This is a genomic window from Streptomyces sp. cg40 (assembly GCF_050320165.1).
Taxonomy (GTDB): domain Bacteria; phylum Actinomycetota; class Actinomycetes; order Streptomycetales; family Streptomycetaceae; genus Streptomyces; species Streptomyces hokutonensis.
The window spans coordinates 4,835,114-4,851,179 of the sequence record NZ_CP190128.1; the positions used below are offsets into that span (position 1 = coordinate 4,835,114).

Genomic DNA, 16,066 nt, shown 5'->3' on the forward strand with positions numbered 1-16,066 from the left:
CGCGCCCCTTAGGTAGGACCCCTGACCGTAGGCTGCAAGGTATGACGTCTGCTGCCGTGCGTGTGCGTGGGCTCTGGAAGCGGTTTGGGCAACAGATTGCCGTGGCCGGGATTGATCTGGAGTTGCCCGCAGGCAAGTTCATCGGGCTTGTCGGGCCGAACGGGGCCGGGAAGACCACCACCCTCTCCATGGTGACCGGGTTGCTGCGGCCCGATCAGGGGACGGTCGAGGTCGTCGGGCACGACGTATGGGCCGACCCCGTGGCCGTCAAAGCGCGGATCGGGGTATTGCCGGAAGGTCTACGACTGTTCGAACGACTCTCTGGACGTGAACTCCTCGGCTACAGCGGACGGTTGCGGGGGCTGCCCGGTGCCGAGGTCGACAAGCGGGCCACTCAGCTGCTGGACGTGCTCGATCTGGCGGGGGCGCAGCACAAGCTCGTCGTCGACTACTCCACCGGTATGCGCAAGAAGATCGGGCTCGCCGCCGCTCTCCTCCACAATCCCGAAGTCCTGTTCCTGGACGAGCCGTTCGAGGGTGTCGACCCGGTCTCCGCGCAGACCATCCGGGGCGTCCTGGAGCGGTACACCGCCTCCGGCGCCACCGTCGTCTTCTCCTCCCACGTCATGGAACTCGTCGAGTCCCTCTGCGACTGGGTGGCCGTGATGGCCGCCGGCCGCATCCGCGCCCAGGGCACCCTGGCCGAGGTGCGCGGCGAATCCCCCACCCTCCAGCAGGCGTTCCTCGAACTCGTCGGCGCGGGCGCCCGCGACCACGGCTCCGACCTCGACTGGCTGGGCGGCGGCACCCGATGACCGACACGATCACGCCCCCGGCCTCGATCACTCCGGTCGTCGTACGCCTGAAGCTGTCGTTGCTGCGCAACGGTCTACGGCAGTCCGGTGGGCGGCGGGCCGCGTATGTCGCGTCGGCGGTCGTGGCGCTGCTGTTCGCGGCGCTGCAACTGCTCGGGCTGATCGCGCTGCGCGGGGACGCGCACGCGCACTCCGTGGTCGTCATCCTGGTGGCGGTGCTGGGGCTGGGCTGGGCGGTGATGCCGCTGTTCTTCCCGACCGGCGACGAGACCCTCGACCCGACCCGCCTGGTGATGCTGCCGCTGCGGCCGCAGCAGCTCGTACGGGCGCTGCTGGCGGCCTCGTTGGTCGGTATCGGGCCGCTGTTCACGCTGGTGCTGCTGCTCGGTTCGGTGATCGCGGTCGCGCACGGCGCCGCCGCGTACGTCACGGCGGTCCTGGCGCTCCCGCTCTCCCTGCTGGTCTGTGTGGCCCTCGCGCGGGCCGTCGCCGCCGCCAACATCCGCCTGCTGACCAGCCGCAAGGGCCGGGACCTCGCGGTGCTGAGCGGGCTGGTGATCGCGGTCGGGGCGCAGTTGGTCAACTTCGGTGCGCAGCGCCTGGGTTCGTCCGGGCTGTCCCAACTCGACCCGGCGGCGGAGGTGTTGCGCTGGGTGCCGCCCGCGTCGGCGGTCGGCGCGGTGGACTCGGTGAGCAAGGGTTCGTACGGCCCGGCGACCGTCCAACTGGCCCTGTCGGTAGGCGCTTTGGCGACCCTTCTCTCCCTCTGGTCGCGCAGCCTCACCAAGTTGATGACCTCGCCCGACGGCTCCACCCTCCAGTCCGCCGAACCGGCCGCGAGGGACAAGGCGTCCGCCGACGGCCTGGCCCGCCTCCTCCCGGCCGGCCGCACCGGAACGGTCATGGAACGCAGCCTGCGCTATGTCTGGCGCGACCCCAAGACCAAGGCGGCGTGGGTGACTTCACTGGCAATCGGTCTGATCGTGCCGGTGTTCAACGCGTTGCAGGGCACCGGCTCGGTCTACTTCGCGTGCTTCGCCGCCGGGATGCTCGGCATCCAGATGTACAACCAGTTCGGGCAGGACACCTCGGCGTTCTGGATGGTCGCGACGACGATCTCCACGACCAGGGACGCCTACGTCGAACTCCGCGCCCGTGCAATGGCGTTGCTGCTGATCACCGTGCCGTACGCGGCGCTGGTGACCGTCCTCACGACGGCGATGCTCGGCAACTGGCACCGGCTCCCGGAGGTCCTCGGCCTCTCCTTCGCCCTCCTCGGCGCGATGCTCGCCACCGGCGCCTGGACCTCGGCCCGCTTCCCCTACTCCATCCCCCAGGGCGGCCACAAGAACGTCGCCCCCGGCCAGGCCGGCCTCGCCTGGATCTCCATCTTCGGCGGCATGATCTCGGCGGCCCTGCTCTGCTCCCCCGTCATCGTCCTCACGATCTGGGCCAACGTCAGCGCGGGCGGCGATCAGTGGAGCTGGGTGCTGCTGCCGGTGGGGGCGGGGTACGGGGCGGCGATCACGTATGCGGGGCTGCGCTTGGCGGCACCGGGGACGGCGAGGCGGTTGCCGGAGATCCTGGCGGCGGTCAGCAAGGGGTGACTTACGGCTTTTGTCTTGTGTCTTTTATCTTTAGGGGCGCGGGGAACTGCGCGACCAGCCACAACGCACCCGCACCCGCCAATCAACCGAACTCCCCACCCCCGTAAGCGATCTCACACCAGCACCCCATCAAGAAACGGCTCAATAGCCGCCCGCCAGGCCTCAGGCTGGTCGTAGAAGACAAGATGCCCCGCGTCACTCACCTCGGCGTACTCCCCCCTGGGAAGGACCCGCACCATCTCCTGCGCCTCCGCCCGCCCCAGCTCCCCGTCCAGCCCCCGCACCACCAGCGCGGGACACTGCACCTGAGCCAGTTCCTCCCAGTGCGCGTCGTACACCCACGTCTCCCGCGACTTCAGCATCTGCTCCGGCTCGAACACCGGCCGCCACCCGTCGGGAGACTCGTGCATGACCTCGGCGTAGAACTCCCCCCGGGACGGGTTCGGCCGCTCGACCCACGGGTCGTCCTCGCCGAACCACTTGCGGACGTCCGCGAGCGTGGCGAAGGGCACGGGCCAGGACTTGAACCAGTCGGACCACTCCCGCTGCGAGGCCGCACCCAGCGCGGACGCCCGCATGTCGCAGATGATCAGCCCCCGCACCAGATCGGGGCGCTTCGCGGCGAGCTGCCACGCGGTCAGCGCGCCCATCGCGTGGCCGATGAGGACGACCGGGGCGAGCCCCAGCTGTTCGAGCGCGGCCTCCGCGTCCTCGACGTAGGCCTCACGGGTGAACGCCGCCTGCGGCGGCTTGTCGCTCTGGCCGTGGCCGCGCTGGTCGAGTGCGACCGCGCGGTGCCGCTCGGAGAGCCAGCGGGCGGTGGACGCCCAGTGCGAGGCGCGGCCCATCAGGCCGTGCAGTAAGAGAACTCCGGGTGCCCGCTCGATCTCCCCCAGCTTGGGAGGGTCCGCGAACTCCCATGCGGCCAGGCGTACGCCGCCTGCTCCGGTCACGTCGATGCGCCGCGCCATTGGTCCTGGCACCCCCCTAGCCACGCTCTGCCGCTTGTGCCGTTCGTTCTTGCTTCCGTCTCTTCTCTTGCTCGTCTCTTCCTACAGGTCACGCCCCGCGCGTTTCATCACCCACAGGTTATCGAATACAGATTCGAAAATGCGGTCCCCGGCCGCAACACCCCTCGTTCGAGTGACCCGGCTCAAGGAATGATCGCCGCCGCCGAGGGGAGATCTTCACCGGGAGGCGGACCGCTCGGGGAAACCGGTCCGAAGGGGATGACCTTGAGAGCTCGGGGCTCCGGGTCAGCACAGGGGAGGACAGGCCCCGGCGCCGCACGGCGCCGGGGCCACCCCCACGTTTGCGGCACATCCTCCCGCCCCCTCACGGTCATATGCCTCTCGCGACAGCCTGGCACGCGAAGCGTCCCAGCGCTGCGATTCAGCGCACTGAATCTTGGAAACTCAGCGACCGGCGGAACGCCACAACAGCCGCTCCAGCCCCACGAGTTGACGGCCCCTTGACGCCCCCGCCGCGCTCAGGACGTGGTCAGCGCTTGGCGACGAACACATGCGAGGCGATGTCCGAGTCCAGCTCGGCCGCCTCGCCACCGCTGCCCACCAGCACCCCGCCGGCCGACTCCGTCACGCTCACCACCGAGCCGGGCTGCACGCCCGCGCGGCGCAGCGTGTACATCAGCTGGGCGTCGGTCTGGATGGGCTCGCCGATCCGGCGCACCACGACCGTCTTGCCGTCCAGGCCCGGGTCCAGCTCGGCCAGCGACACCATGCCCTCGTCGAGGAACGGGTCGGCCCCGTCCTTCTCGCCCAGCTCCTCGAGACCGGGGATCGGATTGCCGTACGGCGACTCCGTGGGGTGGCGCAGCAGCTCCAGGACCCGCCGCTCCACGGCCTCGCTCATCACGTGCTCCCAGCGGCAGGCCTCGGCGTGCACCTGCTCCCACTCCAGGCCGATGACGTCGACGAGCAGACACTCGGCGAGCCGGTGCTTGCGCATCACGCGCGTGGCGAGCCGGCGGCCCTCGTCCGTCAGCTCCAGATGGCGGTCGCTGGCGACGGCCACCAGGCCGTCGCGCTCCATGCGCGCCACCGTCTGGCTCACCGTCGGGCCGCTCTGGTCGAGCCGCTCGGCGATGCGGGCGCGCATGGGGACCACACCTTCCTCCTCCAGCTCGAGGATGGTGCGGAGATACATCTCCGTGGTGTCGATCAGTCCGGACATACGTGCCCCTCGATTACCTCTGCCCGAAGCTCGGCGGCTCCGCGGCGCGTGCGCTGGCCCTGGACTCAATTCTGACGCATCGCACTGACAACCGTGCCGCGCCGTTGAAACCAGCCGGTTACGGCGGTCCGCACAGCCCCTCTCCGCCCGCTCCGCAGCGGACCGGATCGCCCTCGACGCCGTATTGACATCCACTTGGTCCAGACCGCACGGTGATCCGCGACACAAACTCACCGAGGGGGCTCCCGCATGAGCGACCGTACGCCGGCCGGCCAGTTCTTCGACGCCGCGATCACCCTGCTCCAGCGGGTCAGCGACGAAGAGGCCGACTCCGTCGGGGCGGCCGGCACGCTCCTCGCGGACACCGTGGCCGACGGCGGGCGCCTCTTCGCGTTCGGCGCCGGGCACTCCTCGCTCGCCGCGCAGGACCTCGTCTACCGCGCGGGCGGCCTCGCCCTGATGAACCTCCTCGTGGTCCCCGGAGTTCTCGGCGTCGACGTCATGCCGGCCACGCTGGGCTCCGCCCTTGAGCGCGTCGACGGCCTCGCGGGCGTGGTCCTGGAAACGTCACCGCTGCGCTCCGGCGACGCCCTGGTGATCATCTCGCTGTCGGGCCGCAACGCGTTGCCCGTGGAGATGGCCATGAAGGCCCGCGCCCTCGGCGTGCGCGTCATCGGCGTCACCTCGGTGGCGTACGCCTCGGAGACGACGTCACGGCACTCCTCGGGGACGTACCTCAAGGACCACTGCGACGTCGTACTCGACTCGAAGATCGCGATCGGCGACGCGGAACTCACCCACGACGCCATCCCCGCCCCGTTCGCCCCCGCCTCCACGGTCGTCACCGCGGCCCTCCTCCAGGCCGTCATGGCGACGGCCGCGGCGACCCTGGCCGACCGCGGCATCGAGCCGCCGCTGCTGCGCTCCGGGAACGTCGACGGCGGCCACGAGTGGAACGGCCGGGTCTTCGAGGAGTACCGGGACCGGATCTTCTACCAGTACTGAGGCGCCCGAGTACTGGTGCATCCCTAGGGCTTCTCGCCCGCTTCCGCCGCCAGGTCCAGCGCCGCCGCGATCCGTACGGCCACGTCCTCGGCGTAGATCGAGTCGGACCGTTCGAACTGGCTGCGGCCCGCCCCGCGCAGGAACGTCACCACACCCAGCGTCCGCCCCCGGCTGCGCAGCACCGCGCACAGCGCGTGCACGGCGTCCAGGGGCCACTGGCGGGCCCGGGCCCACTCCCGGGCCTGTTCGGGCGGGACGGCGCCGATACTGGCCCGCACGGAGCCGACGCGTTCGACGCACTGGAGGGCGGGGTGCCCCTCTCCGTAGCGCACGGGCAGCCCGGCCGCGCCGGTGAGCAGGCTGGGCCCCGGCGCCCCCGTAGGAGTGGCGGCGACCCGGACGAGCCGTACGACCGCTGCTGCCGCACCGTCGGAATCGTTCAACGATCCACCCACGACCCGGTCGACGAGCGCGTGGTCGGCGAAGCCGGCGAGGGCGAAGTCGAGGTGGACGGTGGCCGCGTCGCGCGGGTCCTCGCACTCGGCGGCGGCACGCGCGGCCCGGTGCAGCTGCTGGGCGCGGAAGCGCAGCAGGGAGGCCTCCTGCTCGATCTGCTTGGCCTCGGTGACGTCCTGGAAGAGCCAGCCGACACCGAGCGGCACCGGTTCCTCGGTGAGCGGCGAGGCCAGCCGCAGGAACCCGCTCCGCCAGCAGCGCCGCAGCTGCCCCTCGGGCGTCCGTACGCTCACCCAGATCTCGGCCGGCGCGGGCGGCGCGCCCTCGGCCAGCACATGCGTGAGCGCGGCCTCCAACTCCTCGACACCTTGCGCCAGCAGCTCACCGAGAGGCCGTCCGAGGACGGAGGTGCGCCCGGTACCGAGCGCCCGCGCGGCATGCGCGTTGACGACGGCGGGCCGCAGATCGGCGTCGACGAGCACGACCCCCCAGGAGGCGTCCTCGAAGAGGGCCTCGCTCAACGCGATCGACCGCTCCAGGTCGATCTGGGCGTGCACCTCACTGAAGGCGCAGTAGACGCCGGCCGGCTTCCCGTCGGGCCCGCGCACGGCGGCGGACTGCGTCCGCACCAGCACGCGCCCACCGTCCTTGGTGAGGAGGGCGAACTCGTTCACCTGCCGCCCGGGAGCCTGCATGGCGGACATGAGCCGCCCCTCGACCTCCTCGGCGTCCGCGCTCCGCACGGCCCACCCGGCGAGCCCGTGCCGTCCGACGGCCTCGGCGGCGGTCCAGCCGAGGATGCGCTCGGCCTCGCGGTTCCAGTGGGTCAGCACGCCGTCGGCGTCGAAGGCACACAGTGCCGCGTCCATCCCGTCCAGCAGGGCAGCCAGCAGATCGGACGAGGCGGGTCCCTCGGGACCACCGTCCCGCTCGGGCTCGTCGGGACCCAACTCGTCGGTGGTCCCACTACGCCGGGAAGCACTCACCTGGACCCCCTGCAGGCTGCGTCCGCGGACACGGAGCGTCGGTTCACTCACTCACCATCATTCAACTCGAACGTGACGCAGCACACACCGCGTTCCCAAAGATTGAGGGAATCGTTGTACGGCACCGCTTCCGGCACCGGCACACTCGACCGATGCCCGCCCGCCTCCCCCTCGACGAACAGCTCACCGCGCTGCGGACGACGCTGTCCCGCAACCGGACCCTCCTGGAAGTCCTCGACCGCACCGCGGCCCTCGGCCTCCCCGACTGGTACCTGACCGCGGGCTGCCTCTTCCAAACGATCTGGAACACGGTCACCGGCCGTCCCCCCACCCACGGCATCAAGGACTACGACGTCTTCTACTACGACGCCACGGACCTCTCCTGGGAGGCGGAGGACAGGGCGATCCGCGCAGGACGCGAAACCTTCGCCGGCCTCCCGGCCGACGTGGAGATCCGCAACGAGGCCCGAGTCCACCTCTGGTACGAGCGGAAGTTCGGCACCCCGTGCCCGCCCTACGACTCCGTCGAGTCCGCGATCGACTCCTTCGCGTCGACCACCTGCTGCCTCGCGGTACGCCTCAAGGAGGACGGCACCTGGCGCGTCTACGAGACGAAGACGGCCCGCTGGCGGAAGTCCTGGCCGGAGCTGACGGTGCTGCCGTGGCCCATGCCGTCCGCGAAAAGCGGTTGATCCGTCGGCAGGGGGTTCTTAGGGTGGCGAGTACTTCGGAAAGGAGGTGGTTCGGCAGATGTATGGATACCGGACGGAAGAGGTGACTGCGGGCTAGTGGCCCGCCGTCGTACTCGGTTCGGCGCCGGGCCAGCGCGTGCGAGTTGCGCGCAACCGGCCTAACCCAACGCAGTCACCCGACCCGCGAGCTCGCCGGTACGTCCGGCCGGCTCCCCCGCCGCGAGGCGGAGGGACCTGAGCTCGCGGGTCGCCTGCGTTTGCGGGCCCCCGCGGGTCAGGGGCTCAGGCGCTCCAGCCGCCAGCCGCCGTCCTGTTCGGCGGTGTAGCGGAGGCGGTCGTGGAGGCGGTTCTCCCGGCCCTGCCAGAACTCGACCGTCTGCGGGGCGATGCGGAAACCGCCCCAGTGGGGTGGGACCGGGACCTGTTCGCCCTCGGGGTAGCGGGCGGTCAACTCGGCGTAGGACGACTCCAGTTCGGCACGGGAGGCGATCACCGAGGACTGGGCGCTGGCCCACGCGCCGAGCTGGGAGCCGTGCGGGCGGGTGCGGAAGTACGCGGCGGTCTCGTCGCGGCCGGTGCGGCGGGCGGTGCCGGTGACCAGGACCTGGCGGGCCATCGGGTGCCAGGGGAAGAGCAGGGAGACGTACGGGTTGGCGGCGAGTTCGCGGGCCTTGCGGGACTCGTAGTTCGTGTAGAAGACGAAGCCCTGTTCGTCGTAGTCCTTGAGGAGGACGGTGCGGGAGCTGGGGCGGCCCTCGGGGTCGGCGGTGGAGACGACCATGGCGTTGGGCTCGTAGACGAGGTCCTGGAGTGCCGCCTCCTCGAACCAGCGGCCGAACTGCGTCATGGGGCCGGGCGCCAGGTCCTTCTCGTCGAGGCCCGCCGCCCGGTACTGCCTTCGCATCGCGGCGGGGTCGAGGCGGGGATCACGGGCGGCGGAATCGCGGGCGGTGGCTTCACCGTCGGTGGGTTCGCGGTCGGTCACGGCGGTCATCCTGCCGTACGGCGGGTACGGCCACGAGTTCGGGTGGCACTCAGTGCCGCATACCCTCCCCTTGGGTGGCACCCGGCGTTATGGTGCTGCTGTCTCTGTCTTCGGCCCGCGAGTCCCCGGTGACCGTGGAGCCACAGCTTGAGGAGCCGCCCGATGTCCGACCCCGGCTTTGTACCTGGACTCGAGGGAGTCGTCGCGTTCGAGACGGAGATCGCCGAACCGGACAAGGAAGGCGGTGCCCTGCGGTACCGGGGCGTCGACATCGAGGACCTGGTCGGTCACGTCTCGTTCGGCAACGTCTGGGGACTGCTCGTCGACGGCGCCTTCAACCCCGGGCTGCCGCCCGCCGAGCCGTTCCCGATCCCGGTGCACTCCGGGGACATCCGCGTCGACGTACAGTCCGCGCTGGCCATGCTCGCGCCCGTGTGGGGCCTCAAGCCGCTCCTCGACATCGACGAGGAGCAGGCCCGCGACGACCTCGCCCGCGCGGCCGTCATGGCGCTGTCCTACGTCGCCCAGTCCGCCCGTGGGCAGGGCAACGCGATGGTGCCGCAGCGCGAGATCGACAAGGCGCAGTCCGTCGTCGAGCGGTTCATGATCCGGTGGCGGGGCGAGCCGGATCCGAAGCACGTCGCCGCGGTGGACGCGTACTGGACGTCCGCCGCCGAGCACGGCATGAACGCGTCGACGTTCACGGCTCGGGTCATCGCGTCGACCGGGGCGGATGTGGCCGCCGCGCTGTCGGGGGCCGTGGGCGCCATGTCCGGGCCGCTGCACGGAGGTGCGCCGTCCCGGGTGCTCGGGATGATCGAGGAGATCGAGCGGACCGGGGACGCCGAGGCGTATGTGCGGCAGGCGCTGGACAAGGGTGAGCGGTTGATGGGGTTCGGGCACCGGGTGTACCGGGCCGAGGACCCTCGGGCGCGTGTACTGCGGCGCACGGCGCGGGAGTTGGGGGCGCCGCGGTTCGAGATCGCGGAGGCCTTGGAGAAGGCCGCGCTCGCGGAGCTGCACGCTCGGCGTCCCGACCGGGTGCTGGCGACCAACGTCGAGTTCTGGGCGGCGATCGTGCTCGACTTCGCCGAGGTGCCGGCGCACATGTTCACGTCGATGTTCACGTGTGCGCGGACCGCGGGATGGTCGGCGCACATTCTTGAGCAGAAGCGGACGGGGCGGTTGGTGCGGCCGTCTGCTCGGTATGTGGGGCCCGCCTCGCGGGGGCCTGAGGCGATCGAGGGGTTCGGGGATATCGCCCACTGAAGGGAGACCTGAGGAGCGTTGGCGAGTGCGGGTGCGTGGGGGCTGGTCGCGCAGTTCCCCGCGCCCCTAAAAAGCCTCCTCCAGCAGGCTTGTCCATTGGGCGACGACCCTTTCCCTCCTGCCTCTGTCGTCTGTGAGCAGGTTCGCCAGGCCCAGGCCCCTCGCCATGTCCAGGAGGCCCTGGACCGTTTCCCGTACGCCCGGTCTCGACTCGTCCGCGCCCAGCAGGTCGACCGCGATGCGGTGGGTCTCTCGGCCCACTCTCGCCTCCAACTCCGTTACCCGGGGCCGGAGTTGGTCCTCGTTCGACGCGGCTACCCATAGGTGCAGGGCGGCTCGGAACAGGGGACCCGTGTAGAGGTCGACCAGGGCCTCGACCACCACTCGGCGGTCCTCCGCGCCCTCCGGGAACAGGGCGCGGAGGGCCGTGGAGCGTTCCTCGGCCACGTACTCCACGGCCGCCGTGAAGAGGTCCTCGCGGGTGGGGAAGTGGTGTTGGGCGGCGCCTCGGGAGACGCCGGCGCGTTCGGCCACGACGGCTACCGTGGAGCCCGCCCAGCCGTGTTCGGCGAGGCAGGACACGGCGGCTTCCAGGAGGCGCTGCCGGGTGGCCCGGCTGCGGTCCTGCTTGGGTCTGCGGTCGACCGTGCCCGGCGCGGGCGCCGCGCTCACACCAGCCATGCGGGATCCCGTCGTTCGAGGAAGGCCGTCATCCCCTCGCGGGCCTGCGCGGAGGCGAACAGCCGTGCCGAGAGCGCGGTCAGGTCGGCCGCGTCCCGGTCGAAGGTCTCCAGCACCCTAGCCGTGAGCAGCCGTTTCGTCTCGGCCAGGGCCTCGGGGGCGGAGCGGCGCAGGCCGTCGAGGACGGGGGCGAGGGAGTCGTCGACGTCCTCTCCCGCCGTTGTCAGCAGGCCGATGCGGGCCGCTTCCGGCGCGTCGAAGCGTTCGCCGGTGAGGTAGTAGCGGGCCAGGGCGCGGGGGTCCGTGCGGGGCAGCAGCGGGAGGGAGATCACCGCCGGGGCGACCCCGATCCGTACCTCCGTGAACGCGAACGTGGCCTCCCCGGACGCCGCCGCGATGTCGCAGGCCGCGAGGAGGCCCAGGCCGCCCGCCCGTACGTGGCCCGTCACGCGGGCGACGACCGGTTTGGGCGTCTCCACTATCTGGCGGAGTACGGCCACCAGCGCGTCCGGGGGCGGTGGGTTCCGCAGGTCCGCGCCCGCGCAGAACGTGTTCCCCGTGTGCGTGAGGACGATCGCGCGTACGTCCGTGTCCTTGGCGCAGTCGGTCAGCGCGTCCGCCAACTCGGCCACCAGGGGCGCCGACAGCGCGTTGCGGGTGTCCGGCGAGTCCAGGCTCAGGGTCTCGATGCCGCGTTCGCGGGACCGGCCGATCAGGGTCATGAGCGGCCTCGGAGTTCGCGGCGCAGGATCTTGCCGGAGGCGGCGCGCGGGACGGCGTCGATGAAGGTGACCCGGCGGACCCGCTTGTAGGGGGCGACGCGTTCGGCGACGTACATCATGACCTCGCCTTCGGAGAGTTCGGAGGGGTCCACGGCCGCCTTCTGGCGGACCACGTACGCGTGCGGGACCTCGTTGTTGTCCTCGTTGTACTCGCCGACCACGGCCGCGTCGGCGATGCCCGGGTGGGTGAGCAGGAGGGCCTCCAGTTCGGCGGGGGCCACCTGGAAGCCCTTGTACTTGATGAGTTCCTTGACCCGGTCGACGACGAACGTCCAGCCGTCGGCGTCCACATGGCCGACGTCCCCGGTGTGCAGCCAGCCGTCCTCGTCGATCATCGCGGCGGTGTCGTCGGGGCGGCCGAGGTAGCCCTTCATCACCTGGGGGCCGCGGATGAGGAGTTCGCCGGCCTCCCCGATGCCGAGGTCCTTGTCGGGGTCGTCGAGGGAGACGATCCGCATCTCGGTGCCGGCGATGAGTCTGCCGACCGTGCCGGGGGGTGCCGTGGGCATGTCCCGTACGGGGACCACGTGGGTGCCCGGGGACAGTTCGGTCATGCCGTACGCCTGGCCCACGGGCGGCAGGCCCAGGCGCTGCGAGCAGGCGGCGGCGAGCTTCGCGTCGAGGGGTGCGGCGGCGCTGATGATGTACTTCAGCGACGAGAGGTCGTACTGCGCGACCGCCGGGTGCTTGGCCAGGGCCAGCACGATGGGCGGGGCGACGTAGAGGCCGGTGATGCGGTGGTTCTCGATGGCCGCGAGGAAGGTTTCGAGGTCGAAGCGCGGGAGGACGACGACCGCGGCGCCCTTGCGCAGGGGTGCGTTCATCAGGGCCGTGAGGCCGTAGATGTGGAAGAACGGCAGGACGGCGAGGATGCGGTCGCCGGGCCCGGTGGGCACCGCGGGCTCCAACTGGGCCAAATTCGTGGCTATTTGCCGGTGCGTCAGCATCACGCCCTTGGGGACACCGGTCGTTCCCGAGGAGTACGGGAGGGCCGCGACGTCCTCCACGGGGTCGATGTCGACCACCGGCTCGGGGGCCGTCGAGGCGAGCATGTCGGCCAGCGAACGGTGTCCGGGCGCGCTGTCGCAGACGAAGATCTCCTCGACGCCGCCCGCGAGTTCGGCCGCCCGGCGGGCCGACTCCAGCAGCGGTGACACCGTGACGATCCAGCGGGCCGCCGAGTCCCGCAGCTGCTTGGCGAACTCCTCCGGCGTGGCGAGCGGGTGCACCGTCGTGACGGAGGCACCCGCGCGCGTGGCCGCGTAGAACGCCAGCGGGAAGGCGACCGTGTTCGGGCTGTGCAGCGCGAGGACGTCCCCCTTGCCCACGCCCGCCTCCGCGAGCCCGGCCGCGACACTGCGGTGGAACCTGTCCACCTGGGCGTACGTGAGGGTCGTCCCGTCCGTGCCGTCGATCAGCGCGGGCTCGTCCGCGAACTCCGCGGCCCCGGCCAACACCGCGTCGTGGATGGGGAGTTCTACGGCCGGAACGTCTGCGTACTCGCTGCGGAACATGGTTCCTCCTGGCACGAACGGGCAGGGGCCGCCGAGTGGCTAGTACGACTTGGGCAGGCCCAGGGTCTGGTGGGAGACGTAGTTGAGAATCATCTCCCGGCTCACGGGAGCAATACGAGCCACGCGCGCGGCAGTTATCAACGAGGCGAGCCCGAACTCGCGCGTGAGGCCGTTCCCCCCGAGCGTGTGCACCGACTGGTCCACGGCCCGCACGCACGCCTCCCCCGCCGCGTACTTGGCCATGTTCGCCGCCTCGCCCGCGCCGACGTCGTCCCCCGCGTCGTACAGATACGCCGCCTTCTGCATCATCAGCCGGGCCAGTTCGAGGTCGATGTGCGCCTGGGCGAGCGGGTGCGCAATGGCCTGGTGGGCGCCGATGGGGGCGTCCCACACGGTGCGGTCGCGCGCGTACTCGATCGCGCGGGCGAGCGCGTAGCGGCCCATGCCGATCGCGAAGGCCGCCGTCATGATGCGTTCGGGGTTGAGGCCGGCGAAGAGTTGGAGCAGGCCCGCGTCCTCGTCTCCGACGAGCGCGTCGGCCGGCAGCCGTACGTCGTCGAGGGTCAGCTCGAACTGCTTCTCCGCCGCCGTGAGTTCCATGTCTATCTGGCGTCGGGTGAAGCCGTCCGCGTCCCGCGGGACGATGAACAGGCAGGGCTTGAGGCGGCCTGTTCGGGAGTCCTCGGTACGGCCCACTATGAGGGTCGCGTCCGCCAGGTCCACGCCGGAGATGAAGACCTTGCGGCCGGTGAGCAGCCAGTCCGTGCCGTCCCTGCGGGCGGTGGTGGTGATGCGGTGGCTGTTGGAGCCGGCGTCGGGTTCGGTGATGCCGAAGGCCATGGTGCGGGTGCCTTCGGCGATTCCGGGGAGCCAGTCACGTTTCTGTTCTGCTGTGCCGAAGCGGGCGATCACCGTGCCGCAGATCGCCGGGGACACGACCATCATGAGGAGGGGGCAGCCTGCGGCTCCCAACTCCTCCAGGACGATGGAGAGTTCGGAGATGCCGCCGCCTCCGCCTCCGTATTCCTCGGGGAGGTTGACGCCCAGGTAGCCGAGTTTGGCCGCCTCGGACCAGAGTTGCTCGCGGTCGTAGTCGCGGCCGTGTCGTTTGCCGAGGGCGGATACGGCTTCACGCAGGGTTTTGTGTTCGGTCGTTTCGGTCGTGGGCATGTGACTCCCTCGTTGTGGCTGGTCGCGCAGTTCCCCGCGCCCCTTCAGGTGGGTTGAACTATCGCCAATAGAGCGGCGAGGGGCACTTGTTGGCCAGGTACCGCGTTCAGGGCCGTCAACGTGCCTGTGACCGGAGCTGTGATCTTGTGCTCCATCTTCATTGCCTCCAGCCAGAGAAGAGGATCTCCGGCCTTCACCGATGCCCCTACGGTCAAGCCCTCCGCGACCCTCACCACCGTGCCCGGCATCGGTGCCAGCAAGGAGCCGGGGGCCAGTTGGGCTGTCGGGTCGGGGAAGCGAGGCAGGGCCGTCAAGGTCGTCGCGTTCACGTACACCTGGTCGGTGTCGTAGCTCGCTACCTCGAACTTCCTTTGCACGCCGTCCACTTCGAGTACGACCAGGCCGGCGTCCGCGTGGATGACGCGTACCCCTTCTGCCGTCAGGCCGTCCCTCGTGTGGTGGTAGTGGACCTCGTGTTCCTCACCCGCCATGGCGTAGCGCTTGGTCTGGGGCTGGGAGGGGAGGTTGCGCCAGGCTCCGCCGAAGCGGGAGCGGCCGTGTGCGTCGGCGAGGGCCGCAGCCAGGGGGGCGTACGGCTCCGGGGTCGGCTCGGTGAGTTCGGCGAGGTGGCGGTCGTAGAAGCCCGTGTCCATCGTGCCGTTCGTGAACTCCTTGTGGCGCAGGGAGCGTACGAGGAGGTCGCGGTTGGTGAGGGGGCCGTGGATCGTCGCCCGGTCCAGGGCTCTGGCCAGTTTACGGACGGCCTCCGCTCGGGTGGGGGCGTGGGCGACGACCTTGGCGAGCATCGGGTCGTAGTGGACGCCTATGTCGTCGCCGTCGGTGTAGCCGGTGTCCAGGCGGACGCCGTCCGGGACCGCGAGGCGGTGCAGGGTGCCGGTCTGGGGGGTCCAGTCGGTCGCCGGGTCCTCGGCGTAGAGGCGGGCCTCGATGGCGTGGCCTTGGGGGTGGGGAGGGGCGGGCTCCAGGGGTCCGCCCTCCGCGATCCGTAGTTGCAGGGCCACCAGGTCGACGCCGAACACGGCCTCCGTGACAGGGTGTTCGACCTGGAGGCGGGTGTTCATTTCGAGGAAGTGGGGCCTGCCGTCGGGGGAGATGAGGAACTCGACCGTTCCTGCGCCCTCGTAGGCGACCGCGCGGGCGGCGCGTACGGCCAACTCGGCCATTTCCTGGGTGAGTTCTTCGGTGAGGCCCGGTGCCGGGGACTCCTCGATCACCTTCTGGTGGCGGCGTTGGAGGGAGCAGTCGCGAGTGCCGAGGGCCCAGACCGTGCCGTGGGTGTCGGCGAGGATCTGTACCTCGACGTGCCGGCCGCCCTCGACGTAGGGCTCGACGAAGACCTCGCCGTCGCCGAAGGCGCTGGCGGCCTCGGCTCGGGCGGCGGTCAACTCGGCGTCGAGGTCGGCGAGTTGGCGTACGACGCGCATGCCGCGTCCGCCGCCGCCCGTCGCCGCCTTCACCAGGACGGGGAGGTCGGTCTCGGTGACCGTGCCGAGGGGTGCGATGCCCATCAGCTCCTTGGCACGGGTCTTTGACGCCATGGCCTCGATCGCCTCGGGCGGGGGGCCGATCCACACCAGGCCGGCGTCCAGGACGGCGCGGGCGAAGTCGGCGTTCTCGGAGAGGAAGCCGTAGCCGGGGTGGACCGCGTCCGCGCCCGCCGCGACGGCCGCCTTCACGATCAACTCGCCGCGCAGGTACGTCTCTTGGGGGGTCGCCCCGGGCAGCCGTACTGTCGTGTCGGCCTCGCGCGCGTGGAGCGCGTGCTCGTCGGCGTCGGAGTGCACGGCCACGGTCCGGATGCCGAGTTCGCGGCAGGTGCGGAAGACCCGGCAGGCGATCTCGCCCCGGTTGGCGACCAGTACTGTCGAAATCACGCGATCCCTCATGTCG

Annotated in this window: 14 protein-coding genes; 5 read left to right on the forward strand and 9 right to left on the reverse strand. The window is 70.8% G+C overall.

The window, feature by feature from the left end; all coding sequences use genetic code 11:
* The first annotated feature begins 41 nt into the window (after positions 1 to 41).
* Entirely contained in the window at positions 42 to 815 is a 774-nt protein-coding gene (locus tag ACQHII_RS21260) for an ABC transporter ATP-binding protein (RefSeq protein ID WP_427920789.1), read from the forward strand.
* Positions 812 to 2,422 carry a transporter gene (locus tag ACQHII_RS21265; RefSeq protein ID WP_427920790.1) on the forward strand — a complete coding sequence of 537 codons (1,611 nt, stop codon included), beginning with the start codon at positions 812 to 814 and terminating at the stop codon, positions 2,420 to 2,422. The genes ACQHII_RS21260 and ACQHII_RS21265 overlap by 4 nt, the downstream gene beginning before the upstream one ends.
* A gap of 113 nt (positions 2,423 to 2,535) precedes the next feature.
* Here the strand turns inward: ACQHII_RS21265 and ACQHII_RS21270 are convergent, their stop codons facing one another.
* Both ACQHII_RS21270 and ACQHII_RS21275 read right to left on the reverse strand, forming a co-directional pair.
* Complete coding sequence (locus ACQHII_RS21270; RefSeq protein WP_427920791.1) at positions 2,536 to 3,393, reverse strand: alpha/beta fold hydrolase; 858 nt, start codon at positions 3,391 to 3,393, stop codon at positions 2,536 to 2,538.
* 529 nt (positions 3,394 to 3,922) lie between these two features.
* Positions 3,923 to 4,615, reverse strand: coding sequence for a metal-dependent transcriptional regulator (locus ACQHII_RS21275; RefSeq protein WP_019075666.1), 693 nt, complete (start codon positions 4,613 to 4,615; stop codon positions 3,923 to 3,925).
* Positions 4,616 to 4,864: 249 nt separating this feature from the next.
* On the opposite strand from ACQHII_RS21275, the gene ACQHII_RS21280 reads away from it, so the two are divergent.
* A complete protein-coding gene (locus ACQHII_RS21280; RefSeq protein ID WP_399115440.1) occupies positions 4,865 to 5,620 on the forward strand; it encodes an SIS domain-containing protein in 756 nt (251 codons plus the stop codon).
* 23 nt (positions 5,621 to 5,643) lie between these two features.
* Here the strand turns inward: ACQHII_RS21280 and ACQHII_RS21285 are convergent, their stop codons facing one another.
* Positions 5,644 to 7,062, reverse strand: coding sequence for a PAS domain-containing protein (locus tag ACQHII_RS21285; protein ID WP_427920792.1), 1,419 nt, complete (start codon positions 7,060 to 7,062; stop codon positions 5,644 to 5,646).
* Between the two features lie 152 nt (positions 7,063 to 7,214).
* On the opposite strand from ACQHII_RS21285, the gene ACQHII_RS21290 reads away from it, so the two are divergent.
* The gene (locus tag ACQHII_RS21290; RefSeq protein WP_427920793.1) at positions 7,215 to 7,754 is read left to right on the forward strand and encodes a nucleotidyltransferase family protein; all 540 of its coding nucleotides are present in this window, start codon (positions 7,215 to 7,217) and stop codon (positions 7,752 to 7,754) included.
* 274 nt (positions 7,755 to 8,028) lie between these two features.
* Here ACQHII_RS21290 and pdxH read toward each other — a convergent pair whose 3' ends face one another.
* Positions 8,029 to 8,658 carry a pyridoxamine 5'-phosphate oxidase gene (gene pdxH / locus ACQHII_RS21295; protein ID WP_427925381.1) on the reverse strand — a complete coding sequence of 210 codons (630 nt, stop codon included), beginning with the start codon at positions 8,656 to 8,658 and terminating at the stop codon, positions 8,029 to 8,031.
* 243 nt (positions 8,659 to 8,901) lie between these two features.
* On the opposite strand from pdxH, the gene ACQHII_RS21300 reads away from it, so the two are divergent.
* Entirely contained in the window at positions 8,902 to 10,008 is a 1,107-nt protein-coding gene (locus ACQHII_RS21300) for a citrate synthase 2 (protein WP_427920794.1), read from the forward strand.
* Positions 10,009 to 10,074: 66 nt separating this feature from the next.
* On the opposite strand, the gene ACQHII_RS21305 is transcribed toward ACQHII_RS21300, so the two are convergent.
* Genes ACQHII_RS21305 through ACQHII_RS21325 form a run of 5 tightly spaced genes read right to left on the reverse strand, consistent with a single transcriptional unit; the run spans position 10,075 to position 16,050 of the window.
* Positions 10,075 to 10,689, reverse strand: coding sequence for a TetR/AcrR family transcriptional regulator (locus tag ACQHII_RS21305; protein WP_427920795.1), 615 nt, complete (start codon positions 10,687 to 10,689; stop codon positions 10,075 to 10,077).
* The gene (locus tag ACQHII_RS21310; RefSeq protein WP_427920796.1) at positions 10,677 to 11,411 is read right to left on the reverse strand and encodes an enoyl-CoA hydratase family protein; all 735 of its coding nucleotides are present in this window, start codon (positions 11,409 to 11,411) and stop codon (positions 10,677 to 10,679) included. The genes ACQHII_RS21305 and ACQHII_RS21310 overlap by 13 nt, the downstream gene beginning before the upstream one ends.
* A complete protein-coding gene (locus ACQHII_RS21315; protein ID WP_427920797.1) occupies positions 11,408 to 12,985 on the reverse strand; it encodes a 4-coumarate--CoA ligase family protein in 1,578 nt (525 codons plus the stop codon). Before ACQHII_RS21315 ends, ACQHII_RS21310 begins: the two co-directional genes overlap by 4 nt.
* Before the next feature lie 39 nt (positions 12,986 to 13,024).
* A complete protein-coding gene (locus ACQHII_RS21320; protein ID WP_427920798.1) occupies positions 13,025 to 14,155 on the reverse strand; it encodes an acyl-CoA dehydrogenase family protein in 1,131 nt (376 codons plus the stop codon).
* Positions 14,156 to 14,199: 44 nt separating this feature from the next.
* A complete protein-coding gene (locus tag ACQHII_RS21325) occupies positions 14,200 to 16,050 on the reverse strand; it encodes an acetyl/propionyl/methylcrotonyl-CoA carboxylase subunit alpha (protein ID WP_427920799.1) in 1,851 nt (616 codons plus the stop codon).
* Positions 16,051 to 16,066 lie beyond the last annotated feature (16 nt).